At 55.6% G+C, this 22,328-nt stretch carries 27 protein-coding genes; all 27 read right to left on the bottom strand.

The annotated features are described in order from the left end of the window. Positions 1 to 8: 8 nt before the first annotated feature. Positions 9 to 443: a 50S ribosomal protein L15 gene (gene rplO / locus MARHY_RS02895; protein WP_011784260.1), complete on the bottom strand. Its 435-nt coding sequence runs from the start codon at positions 441 to 443 to the stop codon at positions 9 to 11. Position 444: 1 nt separating this feature from the next. Then, positions 445 to 633, bottom strand: coding sequence for a 50S ribosomal protein L30 (gene rpmD / locus MARHY_RS02890; protein WP_008174894.1), 189 nt, complete (start codon positions 631 to 633; stop codon positions 445 to 447). 4 nt (positions 634 to 637) lie between these two features. Next, complete coding sequence (gene rpsE, locus MARHY_RS02885) at positions 638 to 1,138, bottom strand: 30S ribosomal protein S5 (protein ID WP_011784259.1); 501 nt, start codon at positions 1,136 to 1,138, stop codon at positions 638 to 640. 12 nt (positions 1,139 to 1,150) lie between these two features. Then, entirely contained in the window at positions 1,151 to 1,498 is a 348-nt protein-coding gene (rplR, locus tag MARHY_RS02880; protein ID WP_011784258.1) for a 50S ribosomal protein L18, read from the bottom strand. Between the two features lie 9 nt (positions 1,499 to 1,507). Beyond that, on the bottom strand, positions 1,508 to 2,041 hold the full coding sequence (gene rplF / locus MARHY_RS02875; protein ID WP_011784257.1) for a 50S ribosomal protein L6: 534 nt from the start codon (positions 2,039 to 2,041) through the stop codon (positions 1,508 to 1,510). Between the two features lie 9 nt (positions 2,042 to 2,050). Further along, positions 2,051 to 2,443, bottom strand: coding sequence for a 30S ribosomal protein S8 (rpsH, locus tag MARHY_RS02870; protein WP_011784256.1), 393 nt, complete (start codon positions 2,441 to 2,443; stop codon positions 2,051 to 2,053). A gap of 88 nt (positions 2,444 to 2,531) precedes the next feature. Then, on the bottom strand, positions 2,532 to 2,837 hold the full coding sequence (gene rpsN, locus MARHY_RS02865; RefSeq protein ID WP_011784255.1) for a 30S ribosomal protein S14: 306 nt from the start codon (positions 2,835 to 2,837) through the stop codon (positions 2,532 to 2,534). 12 nt (positions 2,838 to 2,849) lie between these two features. Next, the gene (rplE, locus tag MARHY_RS02860) at positions 2,850 to 3,389 is read right to left on the bottom strand and encodes a 50S ribosomal protein L5 (protein WP_011784254.1); all 540 of its coding nucleotides are present in this window, start codon (positions 3,387 to 3,389) and stop codon (positions 2,850 to 2,852) included. Between the two features lie 15 nt (positions 3,390 to 3,404). After that, positions 3,405 to 3,725 carry a 50S ribosomal protein L24 gene (rplX, locus tag MARHY_RS02855; RefSeq protein ID WP_011784253.1) on the bottom strand — a complete coding sequence of 107 codons (321 nt, stop codon included), beginning with the start codon at positions 3,723 to 3,725 and terminating at the stop codon, positions 3,405 to 3,407. A 17-nt stretch (positions 3,726 to 3,742) separates the two neighbouring features. Beyond that, positions 3,743 to 4,111 carry a 50S ribosomal protein L14 gene (gene rplN / locus MARHY_RS02850; RefSeq protein WP_011784252.1) on the bottom strand — a complete coding sequence of 123 codons (369 nt, stop codon included), beginning with the start codon at positions 4,109 to 4,111 and terminating at the stop codon, positions 3,743 to 3,745. Positions 4,112 to 4,129: 18 nt separating this feature from the next. Next, positions 4,130 to 4,396: a 30S ribosomal protein S17 gene (gene rpsQ, locus MARHY_RS02845; protein WP_014420489.1), complete on the bottom strand. Its 267-nt coding sequence runs from the start codon at positions 4,394 to 4,396 to the stop codon at positions 4,130 to 4,132. A gap of 1 nt (position 4,397) precedes the next feature. Next, positions 4,398 to 4,589: a 50S ribosomal protein L29 gene (rpmC, locus tag MARHY_RS02840; protein WP_008174877.1), complete on the bottom strand. Its 192-nt coding sequence runs from the start codon at positions 4,587 to 4,589 to the stop codon at positions 4,398 to 4,400. Next, on the bottom strand, positions 4,589 to 5,002 hold the full coding sequence (gene rplP / locus MARHY_RS02835) for a 50S ribosomal protein L16 (RefSeq protein WP_011784250.1): 414 nt from the start codon (positions 5,000 to 5,002) through the stop codon (positions 4,589 to 4,591). Before rplP ends, rpmC begins: the two co-directional genes overlap by 1 nt. A 12-nt stretch (positions 5,003 to 5,014) precedes the next feature. Beyond that, on the bottom strand, positions 5,015 to 5,698 hold the full coding sequence (gene rpsC, locus MARHY_RS02830; RefSeq protein ID WP_011784249.1) for a 30S ribosomal protein S3: 684 nt from the start codon (positions 5,696 to 5,698) through the stop codon (positions 5,015 to 5,017). Between the two features lie 11 nt (positions 5,699 to 5,709). Next, complete coding sequence (gene rplV, locus MARHY_RS02825; protein ID WP_008940674.1) at positions 5,710 to 6,042, bottom strand: 50S ribosomal protein L22; 333 nt, start codon at positions 6,040 to 6,042, stop codon at positions 5,710 to 5,712. A 16-nt stretch (positions 6,043 to 6,058) separates the two neighbouring features. Continuing rightward, positions 6,059 to 6,334: a 30S ribosomal protein S19 gene (gene rpsS / locus MARHY_RS02820; protein ID WP_007154011.1), complete on the bottom strand. Its 276-nt coding sequence runs from the start codon at positions 6,332 to 6,334 to the stop codon at positions 6,059 to 6,061. A 23-nt stretch (positions 6,335 to 6,357) separates the two neighbouring features. After that, positions 6,358 to 7,185 carry a 50S ribosomal protein L2 gene (gene rplB / locus MARHY_RS02815; protein WP_011784248.1) on the bottom strand — a complete coding sequence of 276 codons (828 nt, stop codon included), beginning with the start codon at positions 7,183 to 7,185 and terminating at the stop codon, positions 6,358 to 6,360. Positions 7,186 to 7,202: 17 nt separating this feature from the next. Further along, entirely contained in the window at positions 7,203 to 7,496 is a 294-nt protein-coding gene (rplW, locus tag MARHY_RS02810) for a 50S ribosomal protein L23 (RefSeq protein ID WP_008174862.1), read from the bottom strand. After that, a complete protein-coding gene (rplD, locus tag MARHY_RS02805) occupies positions 7,493 to 8,098 on the bottom strand; it encodes a 50S ribosomal protein L4 (RefSeq protein WP_011784247.1) in 606 nt (201 codons plus the stop codon). Before rplD ends, rplW begins: the two co-directional genes overlap by 4 nt. A gap of 11 nt (positions 8,099 to 8,109) precedes the next feature. Further along, positions 8,110 to 8,748: a 50S ribosomal protein L3 gene (rplC, locus tag MARHY_RS02800; protein ID WP_011784246.1), complete on the bottom strand. Its 639-nt coding sequence runs from the start codon at positions 8,746 to 8,748 to the stop codon at positions 8,110 to 8,112. 75 nt (positions 8,749 to 8,823) lie between these two features. Further along, a complete protein-coding gene (rpsJ, locus tag MARHY_RS02795) occupies positions 8,824 to 9,135 on the bottom strand; it encodes a 30S ribosomal protein S10 (RefSeq protein ID WP_004580743.1) in 312 nt (103 codons plus the stop codon). Positions 9,136 to 9,319: 184 nt separating this feature from the next. Next, positions 9,320 to 10,516 (bottom strand): elongation factor Tu, encoded by a 1,197-nt coding sequence (gene tuf / locus MARHY_RS02790; protein ID WP_011784245.1) that lies wholly within the window; start codon positions 10,514 to 10,516, stop codon positions 9,320 to 9,322. A gap of 34 nt (positions 10,517 to 10,550) precedes the next feature. Then, positions 10,551 to 12,656 (bottom strand): elongation factor G, encoded by a 2,106-nt coding sequence (gene fusA, locus MARHY_RS02785; protein WP_014420485.1) that lies wholly within the window; start codon positions 12,654 to 12,656, stop codon positions 10,551 to 10,553. Positions 12,657 to 12,674: 18 nt separating this feature from the next. Beyond that, positions 12,675 to 13,145, bottom strand: a complete 471-nt coding sequence (gene rpsG, locus MARHY_RS02780) for a 30S ribosomal protein S7 (protein ID WP_011784243.1) — start codon at positions 13,143 to 13,145, stop codon at positions 12,675 to 12,677. Between the two features lie 115 nt (positions 13,146 to 13,260). Continuing rightward, the gene (gene rpsL / locus MARHY_RS02775; protein ID WP_008174844.1) at positions 13,261 to 13,635 is read right to left on the bottom strand and encodes a 30S ribosomal protein S12; all 375 of its coding nucleotides are present in this window, start codon (positions 13,633 to 13,635) and stop codon (positions 13,261 to 13,263) included. Positions 13,636 to 13,801: 166 nt separating this feature from the next. Then, positions 13,802 to 18,016 (bottom strand): DNA-directed RNA polymerase subunit beta', encoded by a 4,215-nt coding sequence (gene rpoC, locus MARHY_RS02770; RefSeq protein ID WP_011784242.1) that lies wholly within the window; start codon positions 18,014 to 18,016, stop codon positions 13,802 to 13,804. A gap of 76 nt (positions 18,017 to 18,092) precedes the next feature. Beyond that, positions 18,093 to 22,169 carry a DNA-directed RNA polymerase subunit beta gene (rpoB, locus tag MARHY_RS02765; protein ID WP_011784241.1) on the bottom strand — a complete coding sequence of 1,359 codons (4,077 nt, stop codon included), beginning with the start codon at positions 22,167 to 22,169 and terminating at the stop codon, positions 18,093 to 18,095. Positions 22,170 to 22,328: the final 159 nt, after the last annotated feature.

Here is a 22,328-nt window from a genome sequence, read left to right as displayed (position 1 = left end):
GACTCGTCTTAGTCTTCGACTTTACCACCCGCGGCGGTAATCGCTTCGCGTGCGCCCTTGGTGACTCGAAGGCCTTTCACGGTTACCGCACGGTCCAGCTCTCCGGACAGGATAACCTTGGCCTCGCGAATTTCTTCGCGAATGATGTCAGCCTTTTTCAGGGCCGCCAGATCCACCACGTCGCCTTCAACCTTGGCCAGCTCGTTCAGGCGGATTTCCGCCACGTAACGCTGCTGACGCGAGGTGAAACCGAACTTAGGCAGACGACGGGCCAAAGGCTGCTGACCACCCTCGAAACCAGGAGCAACGGAGCCACCGGAACGGGATTTCAGACCTTTATGACCACGACCGCCGGTTTTGCCGAGACCGCTACCGATACCACGGCCGACACGCTTGGCGGACGGACGTGAACCGGGTTCCGGAGCAAGTTCGTTCAGACGCATCTTAGTTCTCCTCAACCCGAACCAGGTAATTTACCCGGTTGATCATGCCGCGAATGGAAGGAGTGTCTTCCACTTCCACGGTGTGACCGATTTTACGAAGACCCAGGCCCTTGACGCACAGCTTGTGCTTGGGCTGACAGCCGATCGGGCTGCGGGTCAGAGTTACTTTGATCGTTTTTGCGTTCGCCATGACTTCAACCCAGAATATCTTCCACGGATTTACCGCGCTTGGCTGCAACGTCTTCAGGCGCCTTCATGGCCTGCAGACCCTTGATGGTGGAACGTACTACGTTCACCGGGTTGGTGGACCCGTAACACTTGGACAGTACGTTCTGCACACCGGCCACCTCGAGTACGGCGCGCATCGCACCGCCGGCAATGATACCGGTACCCTCAGAAGCAGGCTGCATGAAGACCTTGGAACCACCGTGCTGCGCCCGAACCGGGTACTGCAGGGTAGTGCCGTCCAACGCTACGTCTACCATGTTTTTGCGTGCAGCTTCCATGGCCTTCTGGATGGCAACCGGAACTTCCCGGGCCTTGCCACGACCGAAACCAACGCGACCTTTACCATCACCCACTACAGTCAGTGCAGTGAAGGCAAAGATACGGCCGCCTTTAACTACCTTGGCGACACGATTGACCTGAACCAGCTTTTCCTGGAGCTCAGGCGCCTTCTGTTCGTTAACGCTCATCTTCTCCACCTCTTAGAATTGCAAGCCAGCTTCACGGGCAGCGTCGGCAAGAGCCTGAACACGACCGTGATAACGGTAACCTGAGCGGTCAAAAGCGACCTTCTCAATGCCTGCTGCCTTGGCGCGCTCAGCAATCAGCTGACCGACCTTCTTGGCAGCGTCCACGTTACCGGTTGCACCCTGGCGCAGTTCCTTATCCAACGTGGAGGCAGTGGCAAGCACTTTGCTGCCATCTGCAGTCGTAACCTGGGCGTACATATGACGCGGTGTACGGTGCACGCACAGACGGTCAGTACCCAGCTCACGGATCTTCATGCGCACTTTGCGCGCGCGACGCAGTCTTTCGTTATTTGCGCTCATAGTCCCGCCTTATTTCTTCTTGGCTTCTTTGCGTCTGACCTGCTCATCCGCATAACGCACACCCTTGCCTTTATACGGCTCGGGCGGACGGAACGCGCGGATTTCCGCAGCGACCTGGCCAACCTGTTGCTTGTCGATACCGCGAATCACAACTTCCGTATTGGACGGAGTTTCAGCGGTAACACCCTCGGGCAGCTCATACTCGACCGGGTGGGAAAAACCCAGTGTCAGGTTGAGCTTCTTACCTTGCGCCTGCGCACGGTAACCTACGCCCGTCAGCTGCAGCTTACGCTCCCAGCCTGTGGATACGCCGGTAACCATATTGTTAACCAGCGCACGAGTAGTACCAGCAAGAGCGCGGGACTGTTTTGCACCATCGCGGGCCGCAAAACGCAGGACATTTTCTTCCTGCTTTACTTCAACCGCCTGGTGAATGGTGAACTGAAGCGCTCCTTTGGAACCCTTCACATTGATTTCCTGTCCGTTCAGCTTAACCTCAACACCGGAAGGCAGCACGACAGGATTATTGGCAACCCTGGACATGTGTATCTCCTAGAATACGGTGCAGATGACTTCGCCACCCACGCCTGCAGCTCGTGCGGCGCGGTCTGTCATAACGCCCCTGGACGTTGAGACAATCGCGACTCCCAGACCACCGGCTACTTTCGGCAGTTCCCCGGCGCCTTTGTACTGGCGCAGACTCGGACGGCTGACCCGCTGAATCTCTTCAATAACCGGCTTGCCACCGAAGTATTTCAGAGTGATGGTCAGTTCGGGCTTCGCGTCAGCTGAAACAGAAAAATCTGCTACGTAGCCTTCGTCCTTGAGGACCTGGGCTACTGAGACCTTCATTTTTGAAGATGGCATCGTTACGTCAGCTTTTGACGCCATCTGGGCATTACGGATACGGGTAAACATATCCGCAAGCGTGTCTTGCATACTCATTGGTATGAGGCTCCTGATCTTTTTAGTTGTGCAGCGGCTTGCCGCACCGCTTACCAACAGGCACCTGACCGAAGTCAGGCGGCCTATCTTACCAGCTTGCCTTGGTCAGGCCCGGAACGTCACCGCGCATGCCGTATTCACGGAGTTTGATCCGTGACAGCTCGAACTTGCGCAGAACGCCGTGGGGACGACCAGTCACCTGGCAACGATTCCGAAGACGCGAAGGAGATGAATCACGCGGAAGCTGCTGGAGCTTCATCTGTGCATCCCAACGGTCATCATCGCTGGTATTCGGGTTTTTGATAATCGCCTTGAGCTCGGCGCGCTTGGCAGCATACTTTGCTACCAGTTTCTCGCGCTTTTGCTCACGGTTTTTCATTGAAACCTTCGCCATGTCACTCGTTCCTTATTTCTTGAACGGAAAGCCAAAGGCTTTCAACAGTTCGCGACCTTCGTCGTCGGTACCGGCAGTGGTGGTGATGGTGATATCCAGCCCGCGGATCTTGTCGACTTTGTCGTACTCGATCTCCGGGAAGATGATCTGCTCACGCACACCCATGCTGTAGTTACCGCGACCGTCGAAGGATTTCGGGTTCAGACCGCGGAAGTCACGAATGCGGGGAACCGCAATGTGCACCAGACGATCAAAGAAATCCCACATGCGCTCACCGCGCAGGGTCACTTTACAGCCAATCGGCCAACCTTCACGGATTTTGAAGCCCGCGACGGATTTACGCGCTTTGGTAACAACCACTTTTTGACCTGCCAGGCGCTCGAGATCCGCCACGGCATTTTCAATCAGCTTTTTGTCACCAACCGCTTCGCCAACACCCATGTTCAGGGTGATTTTCTCGATACGCGGCACCTGCATCACGTTCTTGTAACCGAACTCTTTCTGCAGGGCGGGTACCACTTCCTTAGTGTACTGCTCTTTCATGTTAAGCATCGTAACCACCACCGCTTACTGGTTATCGACAGCTTCGTTCGTGGACTTGAAGATCCGCACTTTGGTGCCGTCTTCCTTGATCTGGAAGCCAACACGATCGGCTTTGCCGGTCTGCGGATTAAAAATAGCCACGTTGGAAGCCTGGATAGGCGCTTCTTTTTCGACGATACCGCCCGGGGTGCCAAGCATCGGGTTCGGCTTTGTGTGCTTCTTCATCATATTGATGCCAGAAACAAGCACGCGACCGTCGTCCAGAACTTTCAGGACTTTACCACGTTTGTCTTTGTCTTTCCCCGTGGTGACGATTACTTCGTCATCTCGTTTGATCTTTTTCATAACCGGCCTCTGGTCCTTTAAAGTACTTCGGGTGCCAGTGAGATAATCTTCATGAACTTCTCGTTACGCAGTTCACGGGTAACCGGTCCGAAGATACGGGTACCAATGGGAGCGTCCTGATTGTTCAGAAGTACCGCCGCGTTACCGTCAAAACGGATCAGAGAACCGTCCGGACGACGCACACCCTTACGGGTACGTACTACAACAGCCTTCAGGACCTGGCCTTTTTTCACCTTGCCGCGGGGGATGGCTTCCTTGACGGTTACCTTGATGATATCCCCAACGGTTGCATAACGCCGGTGAGATCCGCCCAGGACCTTGATGCACATAACCTGACGTGCACCACTGTTATCCGCGACTTCAAGCATTGTTTGAGTCTGAATCATGGTTGTTCTCCGGGCGAATTACACCTTGGCAGCGCGTTCGGTAACTTCCACCAGGGCCCAGCTCTTGGTCTTGGAGACCGGACGGGTTTCCTGGATGGTTACGGTGTCACCAGTGTTGCACTGATTGCTTTCATCGTGCGCATGAATCTTGGTTGAACGCTTCATGTACTTACCGTACAGCGGGTGTTTAACCTGACGCTCAACCAGGACCACGATGGACTTGTCCATCTTGTTGCTCACGACCTTGCCGCTCAGAGTTCTGGCAGTTTGGGTAGCTTCGGTCATGTCACTGTCCTGCCTTTTCGTTCAATACTGTTTTCACGCGAGCGATATCGCGCTTCACCTTGCCGAGAAGGTGAGACTGATTCAGCTGACCTGTCGCCTTGCGCATGCGCAGGTTGAACTGCTCCTTCAGGAGGTCGATCAGCTCTTTGTTCAGCTCCTCGACTGACTTTTCACGCAGCTCTGTTGCTTTCATCACATCACCGTCCTCTTAACAAAGGTGGTCTGTACCGGCAGTTTGGCGGCAGCCAGAGTGAAAGCTTCGCGTGCGATTTCTTCCGCGACACCTTCCATCTCGTACAACATGCGGCCTGGCTGAATCTCAGCCACCCAATACTCGACAGAACCTTTACCTTTACCCATACGTACTTCCAGCGGCTTACCGGTGATCGGCTTGTCCGGGAACACCCGGATCCAGATCTTACCGCCCCGCTTGATGCGGCGAGTCATGGTACGACGCGCTGCCTCAATCTGGCGCGCAGTTATACGCCCACGGCTGGTCGCCTTCAATCCGTATTCACCGAAGCTCACCTTGTTTGCGCGCTGAGCAAGACCGGTGTTACGGCCTTTCATTACCTTGCGGAATTTGGTGCGTTTTGGTTGCAGCATAAGAGTGCCCCTTTACTTAGAACCTTTCTTCCCAGAGGCTTTCTTGTCAGCACGGACCTGCTCCATACCACCAAGAATCTCACCTTTGAAGATCCATACCTTTACGCCGATAACGCCGTAAGTGGTGTGCGCTTCATAGGTTGCATAATCAATATCTGCACGCAGTGTGTGCAGAGGTACACGACCTTCGCGATACCACTCGGAACGTGCGATTTCAGCACCCCCAAGACGACCACCAACCTGAATCTTGATACCCTTGGCTCCCTGACGCATGGCGTTTTGAACCGCACGCTTCATAGCGCGACGGAACATCACACGACGCTCCAGCTGGCCGGCAACGTTTTGCGCTACCAGGCGGGCATCCAGGTCCGGCTTGCGGACTTCTTCGATGTTGATGTGCACAGGCACACCCATCATGTCGCTGACTTCGCGACGCAGACGGTCAACATCTTCACCCTTCTTACCGATAACAATACCGGGGCGGGCGGTATGGATCGTGATCCGGGCGTTCTGAGCAGGGCGCTCGATCACGATCTTGCTGACAGACGCCTTAACCAGACGCTTGTCCAGGAATTCGCGAACCTGAATATCATTCAGAAGATTCTTCGCGTAGTCCTTTTTGTCGGCGTACCACACTGAGTTGTGCTCTTTGATCACACCCAGGCGAATGCCGGTTGGATTTACTTTATGACCCATCTGAGCATCTCCTACTTGTCGGCGACCTTGACGGTGATATGACAGGTGCGCTTGAAAATACGGTCAGCGCGCCCCTTGGCTCGAGCTTTGATTCGCTTGAGCGTTGGGCCCTCATCCACCATCACGGTGGAAACCCGCAGATCATCTACGTCCAGACCTTCGTTGTGCTCAGCGTTGGCAATGGCGGATTCAAGAGCTTTCTTGATCACAACCGCTGCCTTCTTAGGGCTGAAAGTCAGAATGTTCAGGGCGTCCTCAACAGCCTTGCCGCGTACTTGGTCAGCGACAAGACGTGCTTTCTGAGCTGAGAGGCGAGCGCCCTTGTACTTGGCTGCTACTTCCATTTCTATTACCTCAGAATCAGCGTTTAGCTTTCTTGTCGGCCGCATGACCACGATAAGTACGCGTTGCCGCGAACTCACCCAGCTTATGTCCAACCATATCTTCGGTGACATAAACCGGCACGTGCTGCTTGCCGTTGTGGACTGCAATGGTCAGGCCTACCATCTCCGGGAAAACTGTTGACCGGCGGGACCAGGTTTTAATGGGCCGCTTGTCATTTGCTTCCAGAGCTGCCTCGACCTTCTTCAACAGATGCAGGTCTATAAAAGGACCTTTCTTCAAAGAACGTGGCACAGCAATTACCTCTATGTAGTCGTTTACTTGGCCGAACGACGACGTACTATCATCTTGTCAGTACGCTTGTTCTTACGAGTCTTATGCCCTTTGGTCGGAACACCCCACGGAGTAACCGGGTGACGTCCGCCAGAGGTACGCCCTTCACCACCACCATGCGGGTGGTCAACTGGGTTCATAGCAACACCACGTACTGTTGGCCGTTTGCCGCGCCAACGTGATGCACCCGCTTTACCAAGCTGCTTGAGGCTATGCTCACTGTTGGACACTTCGCCCAGAGTGGCACGGCAATCTACAAGCACCTTACGCATTTCACCTGAACGCAGGCGGATGGTGGCATACGCCCCTTCCCGAGCAACCAGCTGTACGGATGCGCCCGCAGAGCGAGCCAGCTGTGCACCTTTGCCAGGCTTGAGTTCGACGCAGTGGATTACGGAACCGACCGGAATGTTCCGGAGCGGCAGCGTGGAGCCCACCTTGATCGGCGCGTCGACGCCGGAGCGCACAGGATCACCAGCCTTCATACCTTTGGGAGCGATAATGTAACGACGCTCGCCATCGGCATATTTGACCAGCGCAATGTGCGCAGAGCGGTTAGGATCGTATTCCAGGCGCTCAATGACCGCCGGGATACCATCTTTGGTCCGCTTGAAGTCGATAACACGGTAGTGCTGCTTATGACCACCACCAATGTGACGAGTAGTAATGCGGCCAACATTGTTACGGCCACCAGACTTACTCTTTGTTTCTACCAACGGCTCGTAAGGACGTCCTTTGTGCAGATCCGGGTTGTAAAGTTTTACAACGTGACGGCGTCCGGCAGATGTTGGCTTGGTTTTGACGATCGGCATATTACGACCCCTTTACCTTATTCCACATCCAGAAAATCGATGTCCTGACCTTCTGCCAGCTTGACGTAAGCCTTACGAATGTCATTACGCTTGCCGAACCCGCGGATAGTGCGCTTGAGCTTACCCTTACGGTTCAGAACCTGAACACCTTCGACGGTGACGTTGAACAGTTGCTCAACGGCTTTCTTGATCTCGGGCTTGGTCGCATCAGGCGCTACGCGAAACACCACCTGACCACGCTCTGCCGCCAGAGACGCTTTTTCTGATACGTGCGGCCCCAACAGGACCTTGTAAATACGTTCCTGATTCATCCCAGCATCTCCTCGATCTTCTTCAGAGCGGGAACAGTCACCACGACTTTCTCGAAGGCAACCAGGCTGACCGGATCCAGACCTGCCACATCGCGAACATCCACATGGGGAACGTTGCGGGAAGCCAGGTGCAGATTCTGCTCAACATTCTCAGACAGGATCAGGGCGTTGGACACACCCAGATCGCTCAGCTTGGCAGTGAAGGCCTTGGTCTTGGGCGTATCGACATTCATGTCGTCAACCACAACCAGACGCTCCTGGCGTACCAGCTCGGAGAAAATGGAACGCATCGCCGCACGGTACATCTTGCGGTTAACCTTTTGCTCGAAGTCACGGGGCTTGGCAGCAAAGGTTACGCCGCCTGAACGCCAGATCGGGCTACGAATGGTACCAGCACGGGCACGACCAGTACCCTTCTGGCGCCATGGCTTCTTGCCACCACCACTGACTTCGGAACGTGTCTTCTGGGCCTTGGTACCCTGACGGCCAGCTGCCATGTAAGCAGTAACCACCTGATGCACCAGAGCTTCGTTAAAATCTTTGGCAAACGCAGCGTCGGAAACAGAAATCCCCTTGCCGCTACCAGTAATTGTCAATTCCATCGCACCGCTCCTCAGGCTTTAACTGCAGGCTTGATGACAACGTCGCCGCCAGTTGCGCCAGGTACGGCACCACTTACCAGCAGCAGGTTGCGCTCGGCATCGACACGGACGATTTTCAGGTTCTGCACAGTAACCTGCGCATTACCCATCTGACCGGCCATCTTCTTGCCCTTGAACACCTTACCCGGAGTCTGGTTCTGACCAATGGAACCCGGAGCACGATGAGACAGGGAGTTACCGTGAGTAGCGTCCTGCATGGAGAAGTTCCAGCGCTTAACACCGCCCTGGAAGCCCTTACCCTTGGACTGACCTACTGCGTCAACCACCTGACCGTCTTCAAACACGGAAACGGTCAGCTCGCCACCGGCGGCCAGGTCTTCACCTTCGCCATCAGCCAGACGGAATTCCCAAACGCCACGACCAGCTTCAACACCTGCTTTTGCAAAGTGCCCGGCAGCCGCCTTGTTTACACGGGAGGAACGACGAGAACCTACGGTTACCTGCACTGCACGGTAGCCGTCGCTTTCGAGGGTCTTGAGTTGGGTAATGCGGTTGGGCTCAACCTCAATTACCGTGACAGGCAGCGCCTGCCCTTCATCCGTAAAAATACGGGTCATACCGGCCTTACGACCGACAACACCAATTGCCATGTTTCACCTCTTAAGTGTACGGGGCTTGCACCCTCTATGGCCTATGACAGTTACACAGACTAATACCGGGCGGTATTAGCCGAGGCTGATCTGAACGTCTACACCTGCTGCCAGGTCCAGTTTCATCAGAGCATCTACTGTCTTTTCCGTCGGCTCAACAATGTCGAGCAGACGCTTATGCGTACGAATTTCATATTGATCACGCGCGTCTTTGTTGACGTGCGGAGAGATCAATACCGTGTACTTTTCCTTCCGCGTCGGCAGAGGAATGGGACCACGCACCTGAGCGCCGGTCCGCTTGGCGGTATCGACAATCTCCTGCGTGGACTGGTCGATCAGGCGATAATCAAACGCCTTCAACCGGATTCGAATTTTTTGGCTTTGCATGATGCACCAAACTCCACTCGTAGCAGCTACTAGTTAGCCGACCTTCAAAAAAAGGAGCCGCATTGTATGCATAATACCCAACCCTGTCAACAGCATTGCCATTGACAGGGTTGAGCGACATTTGCGACCTAAACAGAAAAAGGGGCTGAACGCTCAGCCCCTTTTTCCTGATCAATCGAGCAGATTACTCGATGATCTTGGCGACCACGCCGGCACCAACGGTACGACCACCTTCGCGAATCGCGAAGCGCAGGCCATCTTCCATGGCGATCGGAGCGATCAGGGTGACGGTCATTTTCACGTTGTCACCCGGCATTACCATTTCTACGCCTTCCGGCAGTTCGCAAGAACCGGTCACGTCAGTGGTCCGGAAGTAGAACTGCGGACGGTAGCCCTTGAAGAACGGAGTATGACGACCACCTTCTTCTTTGGACAGTACGTACACTTCACACTCGAACTTGGTGTGCGGCTTGATGGAGCCCGGTACACACAGAACCTGACCACGCTCAACGTCGTCACGCTTGGTACCACGCAGCAGAACACCAACGTTCTCGCCGGCACGACCTTCGTCCAGCAGCTTGCGGAACATCTCAACACCGGTACAGGTGGTCTTGGTGGTGTCGCGGATACCCACGATTTCCACTTCGTCACCAACCTTGATGATGCCACGCTCAACACGACCAGTTACTACGGTACCACGACCAGAGATGGAGAATACGTCCTCGATCGGCATCAGGAACGGCTGATCGATCGCACGCTCCGGCTCAGGAATGTAGTCGTCCAGGGCTTCTACCAGCTTCTTGACAGCGGTAGTACCCATTTCGTTGTCGTCTTTGCCTTCCAGCGCCATCAGGGCAGAACCGGTGATGATCGGGGTGTCGTCACCCGGGAAGTCGTACTGGCTCAGCAGGTCACGAACTTCCATCTCAACCAGCTCCAGCAGCTCCTCGTCGTCTACCATGTCGGCCTTGTTCAGGAACACGACAATGAAAGGAACGCCAACCTGACGGGACAGCAGGATGTGCTCACGAGTCTGCGGCATGGGGCCGTCAGCTGCGGAGCAAACCAGGATCGCGCCGTCCATCTGTGCCGCACCAGTGATCATGTTCTTCACATAGTCAGCGTGGCCCGGGCAGTCTACGTGGGCGTAGTGACGGGTCGGAGAATCGTACTCTACGTGAGAGGTCGCGATGGTAATACCACGCGCACGCTCTTCCGGTGCGTTATCGATCTGATCGAAAGCACGGCTCTCGCCAGTGCCCCAAACTTCGTGACATACACGAGTCAGGGCAGCTGTCAGAGTGGTCTTACCATGGTCAACGTGACCGATGGTGCCCACGTTTACGTGCGGCTTGTTACGCTCAAACTTTGCTTTGGACACGGTTACACCTCTTCCTGTTTCTTAAGTCCTGGGATCAACCCTTTTTAATGATCGCTTCGGCAATGTTCGAAGGAGCTTCCATATAGCGGGAGAACTCCATCGCATAAGACGCCCGACCCTGTGTTGCAGAACGCAGGTCGGTGGCGTAACCGAACATCTCCGACAACGGAACTTCAGCACGGATGACCTTGCCCGCCGGGCCTTCATCCATACCCTGCACAAGGCCGCGACGACGGTTCAGGTCGCCAACAACGTCACCCATGTAATCTTCAGGGGTAACAACCTCAACCTTCATGATCGGCTCAAGAAGGGCAGGATTTGCTTCGAGGGCGCCTTTCTTCATCGCCATGGAACCAGCGATCTTGAACGCCATTTCGTTGGAGTCGACGTCGTGATAGGAACCATCGTACAGCGTCGCCTTGATACCCAGCAGCGGATAGCCGGCCAGACAGCCGTTCTGCATCTGCTCCTCGATACCCTGCTGAACCGCCGGAATGTATTCCTTGGGAACCACACCACCAACGATCTCGTTCACGAAGATGAAGTTTTCAGCATCTTCATCATCCAGAGGCAGCGGCTCCAACTTCACTTTTACGTGACCGTACTGACCGCGACCACCAGACTGACGAACGAATTTACCTTCAACATCAACCGGCTTACGGATGCACTCACGATAAGCCACCTGAGGCTTACCGATGTTGGCCTCAACCTTGAACTCGCGACGCATACGGTCAACGATGATGTCCAGGTGAAGCTCACCCATACCAGAGATGATGGTCTGACCGGACTCTTCGTCGGTGCGAACACGGAACGAAGGATCTTCCTGGGCCAGCTTGCCCAGCGCCACACCCATCTTCTCCTGGTCAGCCTTGGACTTCGGCTCAACCGCCACAGAGATAACCGGCTCAGGGAACTCCATGCGCTCCAGAACAATCTTGTTGTTCTCGTCACACAGGGTGTCACCGGTGGTCACGTTCTTCAGGCCAATGGCAGCGGCGATGTCGCCCGCCAGAACTTCCTTGATCTCTTCACGGTCGTTGGCGTGCATCTGAACCATACGGCCCACACGCTCTTTCTTGCCTTTAACCGAGTTGAACACGGCATTACCAGATTCCAGCTTACCGGAGTAAACACGGAAGAAGGTCAGCGTGCCCACGAACGGATCGGTGGCGATCTTGAACGCCAGAGCAGCGAACGGCGCATCGTCGTCAACCGGACGAGTCTCTTCTGTACCTTCGTCGTCAACCTCACCGCGGATGGCTTTAACCTCATCCGGAGCCGGCAGGAATTCGATAACGGCATCAAGTACCGCCTGCACACCCTTGTTCTTGAACGCGGAACCACAGGTCGCCAGAACGATTTCGTTGGCGATGGTACGATCGCGCAGACCTTTCTTGATCTCTTCGTAGGTCAGCTCTTCGCCTTCCAGGTACTTGTCCATGTACTCTTCGTTGGCTTCGGCAGCAGCTTCAATCATCTGCTCGCGAGCCTTCTCGGCTTCAGCCTTCATGGATTCCGGAATGTCGCGAAGCTCGTAGGTCATGCCCTGGTCAGCTTCGTTCCAGTAGATAGCCTTCATGCGCAGCAGGTCAACGATGCCTTCGAAATCGTCTTCCGCGCCGATCGGCAGCTGGATGGGCACAGTGGTCGCGCCCAGACGGTTACGGATCTGCTCAACAACGCGCATAAAGTTAGCGCCGGCACGGTCCATCTTGTTGACGAACACCATGCGCGGAACTTCATACTTGTTGGCCTGACGCCATACAGTCTCGGACTGCGGCTCAACACCGGAAGAACCACAGAATACAACGACCGCACCGTCGAGAACCCGCAGAGAACGCTCTACTTCGATAGTGAAGTCAACGTGCCCCGGTGTGTCGATGATGTTGATGCGGTGCTCGGGGTATTGCTTGTCCATACCCTGCCAGAAGGTTGTAACAGCGGCAGACGTGATGGTGATACCACGCTCCTGCTCCTGCTCCATCCAGTCTGTAGTGGAAGCGCCGTCATGGGTTTCACCCATTTTGTGACTACGACCGGTGTAGTAAAGAATACGCTCGGTTGTAGTGGTCTTGCCCGCATCCACGTGCGCACAGATACCAATGTTTCTGTAACGTTTGATAGGAGTCTTGCGTGCCACGATATAAACCTCGGCTTGTTAGAAACGGAAGTGAGAGAATGCTTTGTTGGCTTCTGCCATACGATGCACGTCTTCGCGCTTCTTCACCGCGGCACCTTTGCTGTCTGCCGCGTCAAGAATTTCGCCGGCCAGACGTTGCGCCATGGACTTCTCACCACGCTTCCGTGAGTATTCGACGAGCCAGCGCATAGCCAGCGCGTTCTGACGGGAAGGCCGTACTTCTACAGGCACCTGGTAAGTAGCACCACCCACGCGACGGGATTTTACTTCCACCATCGGTTGGATGTTCTCCAGGGCCTTCTCGAACATTTCGATCGGCTCTTCCTTGGATTTCTCGGCAACAATATCGAGCGCGCCATAAACAATGCGCTCTGCAACAGACTTCTTACCGCTTTCCATCACGTGGTTGATGAACTTGGCAAGACGTGCACTGCCGAATTTCGGATCGGGAATAATTTCCCGCTTAGCTGCAACTCTTCTTCTAGGCATCGATAAGCCCTTATATATCTAAAAGGTCTTCAGGAACCCCTGAGATAGCCACCTGCTACTCAGCCTTACTCTTACCGTTCTGACAAGCAACGATAAAAGACACCCGCTCGGGACATCAGGACTTGGGTCGTTTTGCACCGTACTTGGAGCGGCCCTGCTTACGGTTCTGTACACCCTGGGTGTCCAAAGTACCGCGAACAGTGTGATAGCGCACACCCGGAAGGTCTTTTACTCGACCGCCCCGGATCAGCACAACACTGTGCTCCTGAAGGTTGTGACCTTCACCACCAATGTATGAGGAAACCTCGTAGCCGTTAGTCAGACGAACACGGCACACTTTACGCAGTGCTGAGTTCGGCTTCTTCGGCGTAGTGGTGTATACACGAGTGCACACACCACGGCGCTGAGGGCAAGCCTGGAGCGCGGGAACGTCGCTCTTGGCTACCTTGCGCTTACGAGGCTTACGCACCAACTGATTAATCGTTGCCATGTAAGCAAACTCCAAAAAAACCATACCAATGAAACTTACCCCCAATGCAGGGGGTAAAATTTAAGGGACGCAAGTTTAAGCTTGCGTCCCGAGTCAGTCAAGATGACTGATCTCTTTTTAACCACCCTGGAGGTAGGTATCTACCCCGAGGGTGGCGCGCGCGAACTCAGCTTTCGCGGTTAAGTTCGGCGCTCAGAGCTTCTTCAACATCGGCCGCAGTCACGCCCTGCTCTTCCAGGTCACGCTTGCGACGGCGCTCGTTGTGATAGGCAAGACCTGTACCGGCCGGAATCAGACGCCCTACCACCACGTTTTCCTTCAGACCGCGCAGGTAGTCCCGCTTGCCAGTCACCGCACCCTCGGTCAGAACCCGGGTGGTTTCCTGGAACGAGGCCGCAGAGATGAAGGACTCGGTCGCCAACGATGCCTTGGTGATACCAAGCAGCAGACGCTCGAAGCGTGCAGGCTCTTTGTCTGCCGCATTCGCCTTCTCGTTCTCTTCCATCACCTGGGTAATTTCTACCTGGTCGCCCGACAGCAGAGTGGTATCACCCGGATCGGTGATTTCCACCTTGCGCAGCATCTGGCGAACGATAACCTCGATATGTTTATCGTTGATGACAACGCCCTGCAGACGGTACACGTCCTGGATTTCGTTGGTGATGTACTTGGCCAGCTCGACCACACCCAGCAGACGCAGGATGTCGTGCGGGTTCGACGGACCATCCGAGATCACCTCACCCTTTTCAACGGTTTCACCTTCGAACACGTTGAGCTGGCGATGCTTCGGAATCAGAACCTCATAGGCATCATCATCCTTCGGCGTGATCACCAGGCGCTTCTTGCCTTTGGTCTCTTTACCGAAGGAAACCACCCCGCTGATCTCCGCGAGGATCGCGGACTCTTTCGGACGACGGGCCTCGAACAGGTCGGCAACCCGAGGCAGACCACCGGTGATGTCCCGGGTCTTCGAGCTTTCCTGCGGAATACGGGCGACCACATCGCCCAGCTCGATCTTGGCACCATTCGCCATGGTTACCAGAGCGTTGGCCGGCAGGAAGAAGATCGCGGTACCGCCCCCGGGCAGCTCCACTTCCTCTCCCGAGTCGTCGACCAACTGAATGGCCGGACGAATGTCCTTACCCGCAGCCGGACGCTCTTTCGGGTCAATCACTTCCATCGTGGACAGACCGGTCAGCTCGTCAGCCTGGGTACGGACAGTAATGCCCTCTTCCATGTTGACGAACTTGGCGGTGCCCTTCGCTTCCGCGATGATCGGGTGCGTGTGCGGATCCCACTTGGCAACCACAACACCAGCTTCTACCTGATCACCGTTCTTCACAGACAGCACGGCACCATACGGCAGTTTGTACCACTCGCGCTCACGCCCCTGCTCATCGGCAATGGCCAGCGCGGAGGAACGGGATACCACCACCAGCGAACCGTCGGTTTTCTCGATCGACTTCAGGTTGTGCAGGCGTACCGTACCACCATGCTTCACCTGGATATTGTCTACCGCAGACGCCCGGCTCGCGGCACCACCAATGTGGAAGGTACGCATGGTCAGCTGGGTACCAGGCTCACCGATGGACTGGGCAGCGATAACACCTACCGCTTCGCCCACGTTCACCTGGTGGCCACGGGCCAGATCACGGCCGTAACACTTGGAACAGATGCCGTGACGGGTCTCACAGGTAATCGCAGAGCGTACCCAGATTTCGTCTACACCCGCGCGCTCAACCATTTCGACGGTCTTCTCGTCGAGCAGTGTGCCCGCAGGAACAACGGCGTTGTCCTTGTCAGTCGGCGTGAACACATCGCGAGCCGTCACACGACCCAGAACCCGGTCGCCCAGCGGCACAACCACGTCGCCGCCTTCGATGTGCGGCGTCATCAGCAGACCTTCATCGGTACCACAGTCTTCCTCGGTCACCACCAGATCCTGAGACACGTCAACCAGACGGCGGGTCAGGTAACCGGAGTTCGCGGTCTTCAGTGCAGTATCCGCCAGACCTTTACGAGCACCGTGAGTCGAGATGAAGTACTGGAGTACGTTCAGACCTTCACGGAAGTTAGCCGTAATCGGCGTTTCGATGATGGAACCATCCGGCTTGGCCATCAGACCACGCATACCGGACAGCTGACGGATCTGGGCGGCGGAACCCCGCGCACCGGAATCGGCCATCATGTAGACGGAGTTGAAGGACTCCTGCATCAGGTCTTCACCGTCTTCGCCCTTCACTGGCTGGCCATCAGGGCCAATAACCTGCTCTTTGGACAGACGCTCCATCATTGCCTTGGACACTTTGTCGTTGGCACGGGACCAGATGTCGATCACCTTGTTGTACTTCTCACCCTGGGTCAGAAGACCGGATGCATACTGGTTTTCGATGTCTTTTACTTCGTCGGAGGCCGCATCCACCAGCTCGTACTTCTCCGGCGGAATCTCGAAATCGTTAAAGCCGATCGAGATACCGGAACGGGTTGCGTAGTGGTAACCCATGTACATCAACTGGTCAGCGAAGATGACCGTGTCTTTAAGACCAGCATCCCGGTAACAGGTGTTGATCAGGTTGGAAATCGCCTTCTTCACCATCGGCTTGTTGACGATCTCGAACGGCAGGCCGTCCGGCACGATATCGTAAAGCAGAGCGCGACCAACGGTGGTATCGACAATGCGGAAGCTCTCGGTACGATTACCGTCTTCGTCAACCGCAACTTCCTTGACCCGAACCTTAACCTTCGCCTGCAGGTCAACCTGACCGGCACCGTAAGCGCGATGGGCTTCCTTGACGTCAGCAAAGACCATACCTTCACCCAGAGCGGCGTGACGCTCACGGGTCATGTAGTACAGCCCCAGTACCACGTCCTGAGACGGTACGATGATGGGTTCGCCGTTGGCGGGCGACAACACGTTGTTGGTAGACATCATCAACGCGCGGGCTTCAAGCTGGGCTTCCAGAGTCAGCGGTACGTGTACCGCCATCTGGTCACCATCGAAGTCAGCGTTGTAGGCCGCACACACCAGCGGGTGCAGCTGAATGGCCTTACCTTCGATCAGAACCGGCTCGAACGCCTGGATGCCCAGACGGTGCAGGGTCGGCGCACGGTTCAGCAGGATCGGATGCTCACGGATGACCTCATCCAGGATATCCCAGACCACACCTTCCTCACGCTCGACCATCTTCTTGGCGGCCTTGATCGTGGTCGCCAGTCCGCGGTGCTCAAGCTTTGAGAAAATGAACGGTTTGAACAGCTCCAGAGCCATTTTCTTCGGCAGACCGCACTGATGCAGGCGCAGGTACGGACCTACCACGATCACCGAACGGCCGGAGTAGTCAACACGCTTACCCAGCAGGTTCTGACGGAAACGACCCTGCTTACCCTTGATCATGTCAGCCAGGGACTTCAGGGGGCGCTTGTTGGTGCCGGTGATGGCACGGCCACGACGGCCATTGTCCAGCAGGGCATCCACAGCTTCCTGCAGCATCCGCTTCTCGTTACGCACGATGATGTCCGGAGCATTCAGCTCCAAAAGGCGCTTGAGACGGTTGTTCCGGTTGATCACCCGACGGTACAGGTCGTTCAGGTCGGAAGTGGCAAAACGGCCACCATCCAGGGGAACCAGGGGGCGCAGGTCCGGCGGAAGAACCGGCAGCACGGTCATGACCATGTCGCCCGGCTTGTTACCGGAATACAGGAACGCTTCCAGAATTTTCAGGCGCTTGCTGAATTTCTTGATCTTGGTCTCGGAGTTGGTCTGCGGAATTTCTTCGCGCAGCGCGTCAACTTCGGCCTGCAGATCGATGTCTTCCAGCAATTGCTTGACGGCTTCCGCACCCATGCGGGCGTCGAACTCGTCACCAAACTCTTCCAGGGCTTCGTAATACTGCTCATCGTTCAGCAGCTGGCCCTTCTCCAGAGTGGTCATGCCCGGATCGATAACAATAAAGCTCTCGAAGTACAGAACCCGCTCGATATCACGCAGGGTCATGTCCAGCATCAGGCCGATGCGGGACGGCAGCGACTTCAGGAACCAGATATGGGCGACCGGGCTGGCCAGCTCAATATGGCCCATGCGCTCACGACGAACGCTCGCCAGGGCAACCTCGACACCACACTTTTCACAAATGACACCGCGGTGCTTGAGGCGCTTGTATTTTCCGCACAGACACTCGTAGTCCTTGATCGGGCCGAAGATCTTGGCACAGAAAAGACCGTCACGCTCCGGCTTGAAGGTACGGTAGTTAATGGTCTCAGGCTTTTTTACTTCGCCAAAAGACCAGGAACGAATCATGTCAGGCGACGCCAGGCCAATGCGGATGGCGTCGAATTCCTTGCTCTGATTCTGGCTCTTGAGAAGATTCAGCAAATCTTTCATCAGTTAAAGCTCCGGATGGCGTTAATCTCGGGCGGGCACACGGAGTGCCCGCTCACGCTGCCAAAAACAATTCGGCTCACTCGGATTCCAGCTCGATGTCGATACCCAACGAGCGGATTTCCTTGACAAGAACGTTGAAGGATTCGGGCATGCCCGGCTCCATGCGATGATCGCCATCAACAATGTTCTTGTACATCTTGGTCCGACCGTTTACGTCGTCAGACTTGACGGTGAGCATTTCCTGCAGGGTATAGGCGGCACCGTATGCCTCCAGAGCCCAGACTTCCATCTCACCGAAGCGCTGACCACCGAACTGAGCCTTACCACCCAGCGGCTGCTGGGTAACCAGGCTGTAAGAGCCGGTAGAACGAGCGTGCATCTTGTCGTCGATCAGGTGGTTCAGCTTGAGAATGTACATATAGCCAACAGTCACCGGACGATCAAACGCATCGCCGGTACGGCCGTCATAGAGCTTGGTCTGACCGGTGGTATCCAGGCCAGCCAACTCAAGCATTCTCTTCACCTCAGCTTCCTTGGCACCATCGAAGACCGGTGTTGCCATGGGAACGCCACCACGCAGGTTGTTGCACAGCTCGAAAATCTCTTTATCAGTCAGACTGTCAAGGTCAACCTTGAACACTTCGTCCGAGTGATTGTAGATCTCGTCCAGCAACTTGCGAAGCTCAGCCACCTTACGCTGCTCATCCAGCATGCGGCTGATCCGCTCACCCAGACCTTTCGCCGCAGCACCAAGATGAGTTTCAAGCACCTGACCAACGTTCATCCGCGACGGTACACCGAGCGGGTTCAGAACGATATCGACGGTATTGCCAAACTCGTCGTAGGGCATGTCTTCAATCGGCATAACCGCAGAGATAACACCCTTGTTACCGTGACGGCCAGCCATCTTGTCGCCCGGCTGAATACGACGCTTGATTGCCAGGTAAACCTTAACAATCTTGAGTACGCCAGGAGCCAGATCGTCGCCCTGCTGAAGCTTGCCCTTCTTGTCGTCAAAGCGAGCTTCGTGCTCTTTCTTGCGATCCTCGAGGCCCTGCTCGGATTTCTCCAGCAACTCGTTCAAAGCTTCGTCTTTCATGCGCAGCTTGAACCAGTCGGCTCGCGGCAGTTCCGCCAGGTAGGCTTCTTCCAGCTTCGCACCCTTTTTCAGGCCCGGACCACTGATCACTTCCTGACCTTTCAGAGCGGCCATCAGACGCTCGAACGTCGCACCTTCAACAATGCGGTACTCGTCTTTCAGGTCCTTACGGTACTTGTCCAGCTGCTCTTTCTCGATCGAAAGCGCACGGGCATCTTTCTCGATACCGTCACGGGTGAAGACCTGAACGTCAATGACCGTACCACGGGTACCGGTCGGCACACGCTGAGACGTGTCCTTAACGTCAGACGCTTTTTCACCAAAGATGGCACGCAGCAGCTTTTCTTCCGGGGTCAGCTGGGTTTCGCCTTTCGGCGTTACCTTACCAACCAGAATGTCGCCGGGGCCCACTTCAGCGCCGATGTAGACAATGCCGGACTCATCCAGCTTGGACAGTGCGCTTTCACCCACGTTCGGAATATCTGCGGTGATTTCTTCGCTGCCCAGCTTGGTATCACGAGCCACACAGGTCAGTTCCTGAATGTGGATGGTGGTCAGACGATCTTCCTGAACCACTTTCTCGGAGATGAGAATGGAGTCCTCAAAGTTGTAACCGTTCCAGGGCATGAACGCGATGCGCATGTTCTGACCCAGAGCCAGCTCACCCAGATCCACAGAAGGACCATCCGCCAACACATCGCCACGGGCAATCACGTCACCCTGACGCACGATAGAACGCTGGTTGATACAGGTGTTCTGGTTGGAGCGGGTGTACTTGGTGAGGTTATAGATATCCACACCTGCATCACCGGCTTCGGTTTCTTCGTTGTTGACGCGAACCACGATACGGGCCGCATCCACGCTTTCGATCACACCACCGCGACGCGCGGTTACACACACGCCAGAGTCCTGAGCCACCGTGCGCTCAACACCGGTACCCACCAAAGGCACCTGCGACTTCAGGGTCGGGACCGCCTGACGCTGCATGTTCGCACCCATCAGGGCCCGGTTGGCATCGTCGTGCTCCAGGAACGGGATCAGAGACGCCGCGACCGATACAACCTGGCGCGGAGATACGTCCATGAAGTTAACCGCTTCCGGAGGCGCTACAGTAAATTCGTTCTGGTGACGCACCGTAACCAGCTCGTCAGTCAGACGCTTGCCTTCATCGGTAGCGGCGCTGGCCTGAGCGATCACGTAGTTGCTCTCTTCAATCGCAGAGAGGTAAACCACCTCGTCGGTCACCACACCATCGACCACCTTCCGGTACGGACTCTCAAGGAAGCCGTAGGAGTTGGACCGGGCGTAGGTTGCCAGCGAGTTGATCAGACCGATGTTCGGGCCTTCCGGAGTCTCGATCGGGCACACACGGCCGTAGTGGGTCGGATGTACGTCACGGACTTCGAAGCCGGCGCGTTCACGGGTCAGACCACCGGGGCCCAACGCGGAAATACGACGCTTGTGGGTAACCTCGGACAGCGGGTTGTTCTGATCCATGAACTGGGACAGCTGGCTGGAGCCAAAGAACTCTTTCACAGCGGCCGCAACCGGCTTGGCGTTGATCAGGTCCTGCGGCATCAGGCCTTCGCTTTCGGCGAGACTCAGACGCTCACGCACTGCACGCTCAACACGCACCAGACCAACACGGAACTGGTTTTCGGCCATTTCACCCACGCAACGCACACGACGGTTGCCCAGGTTATCAATGTCATCCACCTGGCCCTGGCCGTTACGAATGGCAATCAGAGTCTTCAGTACGTCGATGATATCGTCGTGCGTCAGCGTGCCTTCGCCGGTGCTTTCTTCCCGGCCCAGGCGACGATTCAACTTCATCCGGCCAACGGCGGACAGATCGTAACGCTCTTCGGAGAAGAACAGGTTATTAAACAGATTCTCCGCAGATTCCTTGGTAGGCGGCTCGCCCGGGCGCATCATGCGGTAGATTTCCACCAACGCTTCGAGCGGGGTGCGGGTCGGGTCGATACGCAGGGTATCCGACATGAACGGACCGCAATCCAGGTCGTTGGTGTACAGGGTTTCGATGTCTTTAACACCGGCATCGAGGATCTTGGTAACCACTTCCTCGGTCAGTTCGGTGTTGCATTCTACCAGCACTTCGCCGGTAGACTGATCGATCATGTCCTTGGCCAGGACACGGCCGTAGAGATACTCGGTCGGTACTTCCAGCTCGGTGATACCGGCTTTTTCCAGCTGCTTGATGTGACGGGCAGTGATCCGGCGGCCTTCTTCAACAATCACGTTGCCGTCATTGTCTTTGATGTCGAAGGTTGCGATATCGCCACGCAGACGGCTTGGTACCAGCTCCAGCTTGCACACTTCCGCGCCCAGGCTGAACTTACTGGTTTCGAAGAACATCTCGAGCATTTGCTCGGAGGTGTAGCCCAGGCCACGCAACAGAATGGAGGCCGGCAGCTTACGACGGCGGTCGATACGAACGAACACGGCGTCCTTCGGATCGAACTCGAAGTCCAGCCAGGAGCCACGGTAAGGAATCACCCGGGCTGAGTACAACAGCTTGCCGGAGGAATGGGTCTTACCCTTGTCGTGATCGAAGAACACACCAGGTGAACGGTGGAGCTGGGAAACAATAACGCGCTCGGTACCGTTAACAACAAAGGTACCGTTCTCGGTCATCAGGGGCATTTCGCCCATGTAGACTTCTTGCTCTTTGATGTCCTTGATCGCCTTGTTGGACGATTCCTTATCATAAATGATCAGGCGGACCTTCACCCGTAGCGGCGCGGCGTAAGTTACGCCCCTGAGCTGACATTCCTTGACGTCAAAGACTGGCTCGCCGATTCGGTAGCTCACATACTCGAGCGCGGCGTTGCCAGAATAACTGACGATCGGGAATACGGATTTGAATGCTGCATGAAGACCAGTTTCCCGGCGGTCTTCAGGCGCAGTTTCCATTTGGAGGTAGTCCCGGAACGAATCCAGCTGAATAGACAGCAAATAGGGGACTTCCATCACGGAAGGCAATTTACTAAAGTCTTTGCGAATCCGCTTTTTCTCAGTGTAGGAGTAAGTCATCTGCATTCCCCAGCTTTAGACCTGATACCTGGTATCAAGAAGCAATCAAATGTTCTGCTTCGGGGCCGAGTTGCTCGGCTTATCGCGCCGTCTTGAACAAGACTCTGGCTGTAGGTTATAGATCTGACATCAACCTGCAATTGCACACCAGACTCTATA

The organism is Marinobacter nauticus ATCC 49840 (assembly GCF_000284615.1).
GTDB classification, from domain to species: Bacteria; Pseudomonadota; Gammaproteobacteria; order Pseudomonadales; family Oleiphilaceae; genus Marinobacter; species Marinobacter nauticus.
Note: the sequence above shows the minus strand (reverse complement) of the source record. Positions and strands in the feature narration are given on the sequence as shown.

Coding starts and splice junctions, on each gene's coding strand:
- rpsC (WP_011784249.1), bottom strand. CDS start 5,698: ATGGGTCATAAAGTAAATCCAACCGGCATTCGCCTGGGTGTGATCAAA.
- rpsL (WP_008174844.1), bottom strand. CDS start 13,635: ATGGCAACGATTAATCAGTTGGTGCGTAAGCCTCGTAAGCGCAAGGTA.
- rplP (WP_011784250.1), bottom strand. CDS start 5,002: ATGCTGCAACCAAAACGCACCAAATTCCGCAAGGTAATGAAAGGCCGT.
- rpmD (WP_008174894.1), bottom strand. CDS start 633: ATGGCGAACGCAAAAACGATCAAAGTAACTCTGACCCGCAGCCCGATC.
- rplF (WP_011784257.1), bottom strand. CDS start 2,041: ATGTCCAGGGTTGCCAATAATCCTGTCGTGCTGCCTTCCGGTGTTGAG.
- rplE (WP_011784254.1), bottom strand. CDS start 3,389: ATGCTTAACATGAAAGAGCAGTACACTAAGGAAGTGGTACCCGCCCTG.
- rpsN (WP_011784255.1), bottom strand. CDS start 2,837: ATGGCGAAGGTTTCAATGAAAAACCGTGAGCAAAAGCGCGAGAAACTG.
- rpmC (WP_008174877.1), bottom strand. CDS start 4,589: ATGAAAGCAACAGAGCTGCGTGAAAAGTCAGTCGAGGAGCTGAACAAA.
- rplX (WP_011784253.1), bottom strand. CDS start 3,725: ATGAAAAAGATCAAACGAGATGACGAAGTAATCGTCACCACGGGGAAA.
- rplN (WP_011784252.1), bottom strand. CDS start 4,111: ATGATTCAGACTCAAACAATGCTTGAAGTCGCGGATAACAGTGGTGCA.
- rplB (WP_011784248.1), bottom strand. CDS start 7,185: ATGCCGATCGTCAAAACCAAGCCAACATCTGCCGGACGCCGTCACGTT.
- rpsG (WP_011784243.1), bottom strand. CDS start 13,145: ATGCCTAGAAGAAGAGTTGCAGCTAAGCGGGAAATTATTCCCGATCCG.
- rplO (WP_011784260.1), bottom strand. CDS start 443: ATGCGTCTGAACGAACTTGCTCCGGAACCCGGTTCACGTCCGTCCGCC.
- rpoC (WP_011784242.1), bottom strand. CDS start 18,016: ATGAAAGATTTGCTGAATCTTCTCAAGAGCCAGAATCAGAGCAAGGAA.
- rplC (WP_011784246.1), bottom strand. CDS start 8,748: ATGGCAATTGGTGTTGTCGGTCGTAAGGCCGGTATGACCCGTATTTTT.
- rpsQ (WP_014420489.1), bottom strand. CDS start 4,396: ATGACCGAAGCTACCCAAACTGCCAGAACTCTGAGCGGCAAGGTCGTG.
- rpoB (WP_011784241.1), bottom strand. CDS start 22,169: ATGACTTACTCCTACACTGAGAAAAAGCGGATTCGCAAAGACTTTAGT.
- rpsE (WP_011784259.1), bottom strand. CDS start 1,138: ATGAGCGTTAACGAACAGAAGGCGCCTGAGCTCCAGGAAAAGCTGGTT.
- rpsH (WP_011784256.1), bottom strand. CDS start 2,443: ATGAGTATGCAAGACACGCTTGCGGATATGTTTACCCGTATCCGTAAT.
- rplV (WP_008940674.1), bottom strand. CDS start 6,042: ATGGAAGTAGCAGCCAAGTACAAGGGCGCTCGCCTCTCAGCTCAGAAA.
- rplR (WP_011784258.1), bottom strand. CDS start 1,498: ATGAGCGCAAATAACGAAAGACTGCGTCGCGCGCGCAAAGTGCGCATG.
- rplW (WP_008174862.1), bottom strand. CDS start 7,496: ATGAATCAGGAACGTATTTACAAGGTCCTGTTGGGGCCGCACGTATCA.
- rplD (WP_011784247.1), bottom strand. CDS start 8,098: ATGGAATTGACAATTACTGGTAGCGGCAAGGGGATTTCTGTTTCCGAC.
- rpsJ (WP_004580743.1), bottom strand. CDS start 9,135: ATGCAAAGCCAAAAAATTCGAATCCGGTTGAAGGCGTTTGATTATCGC.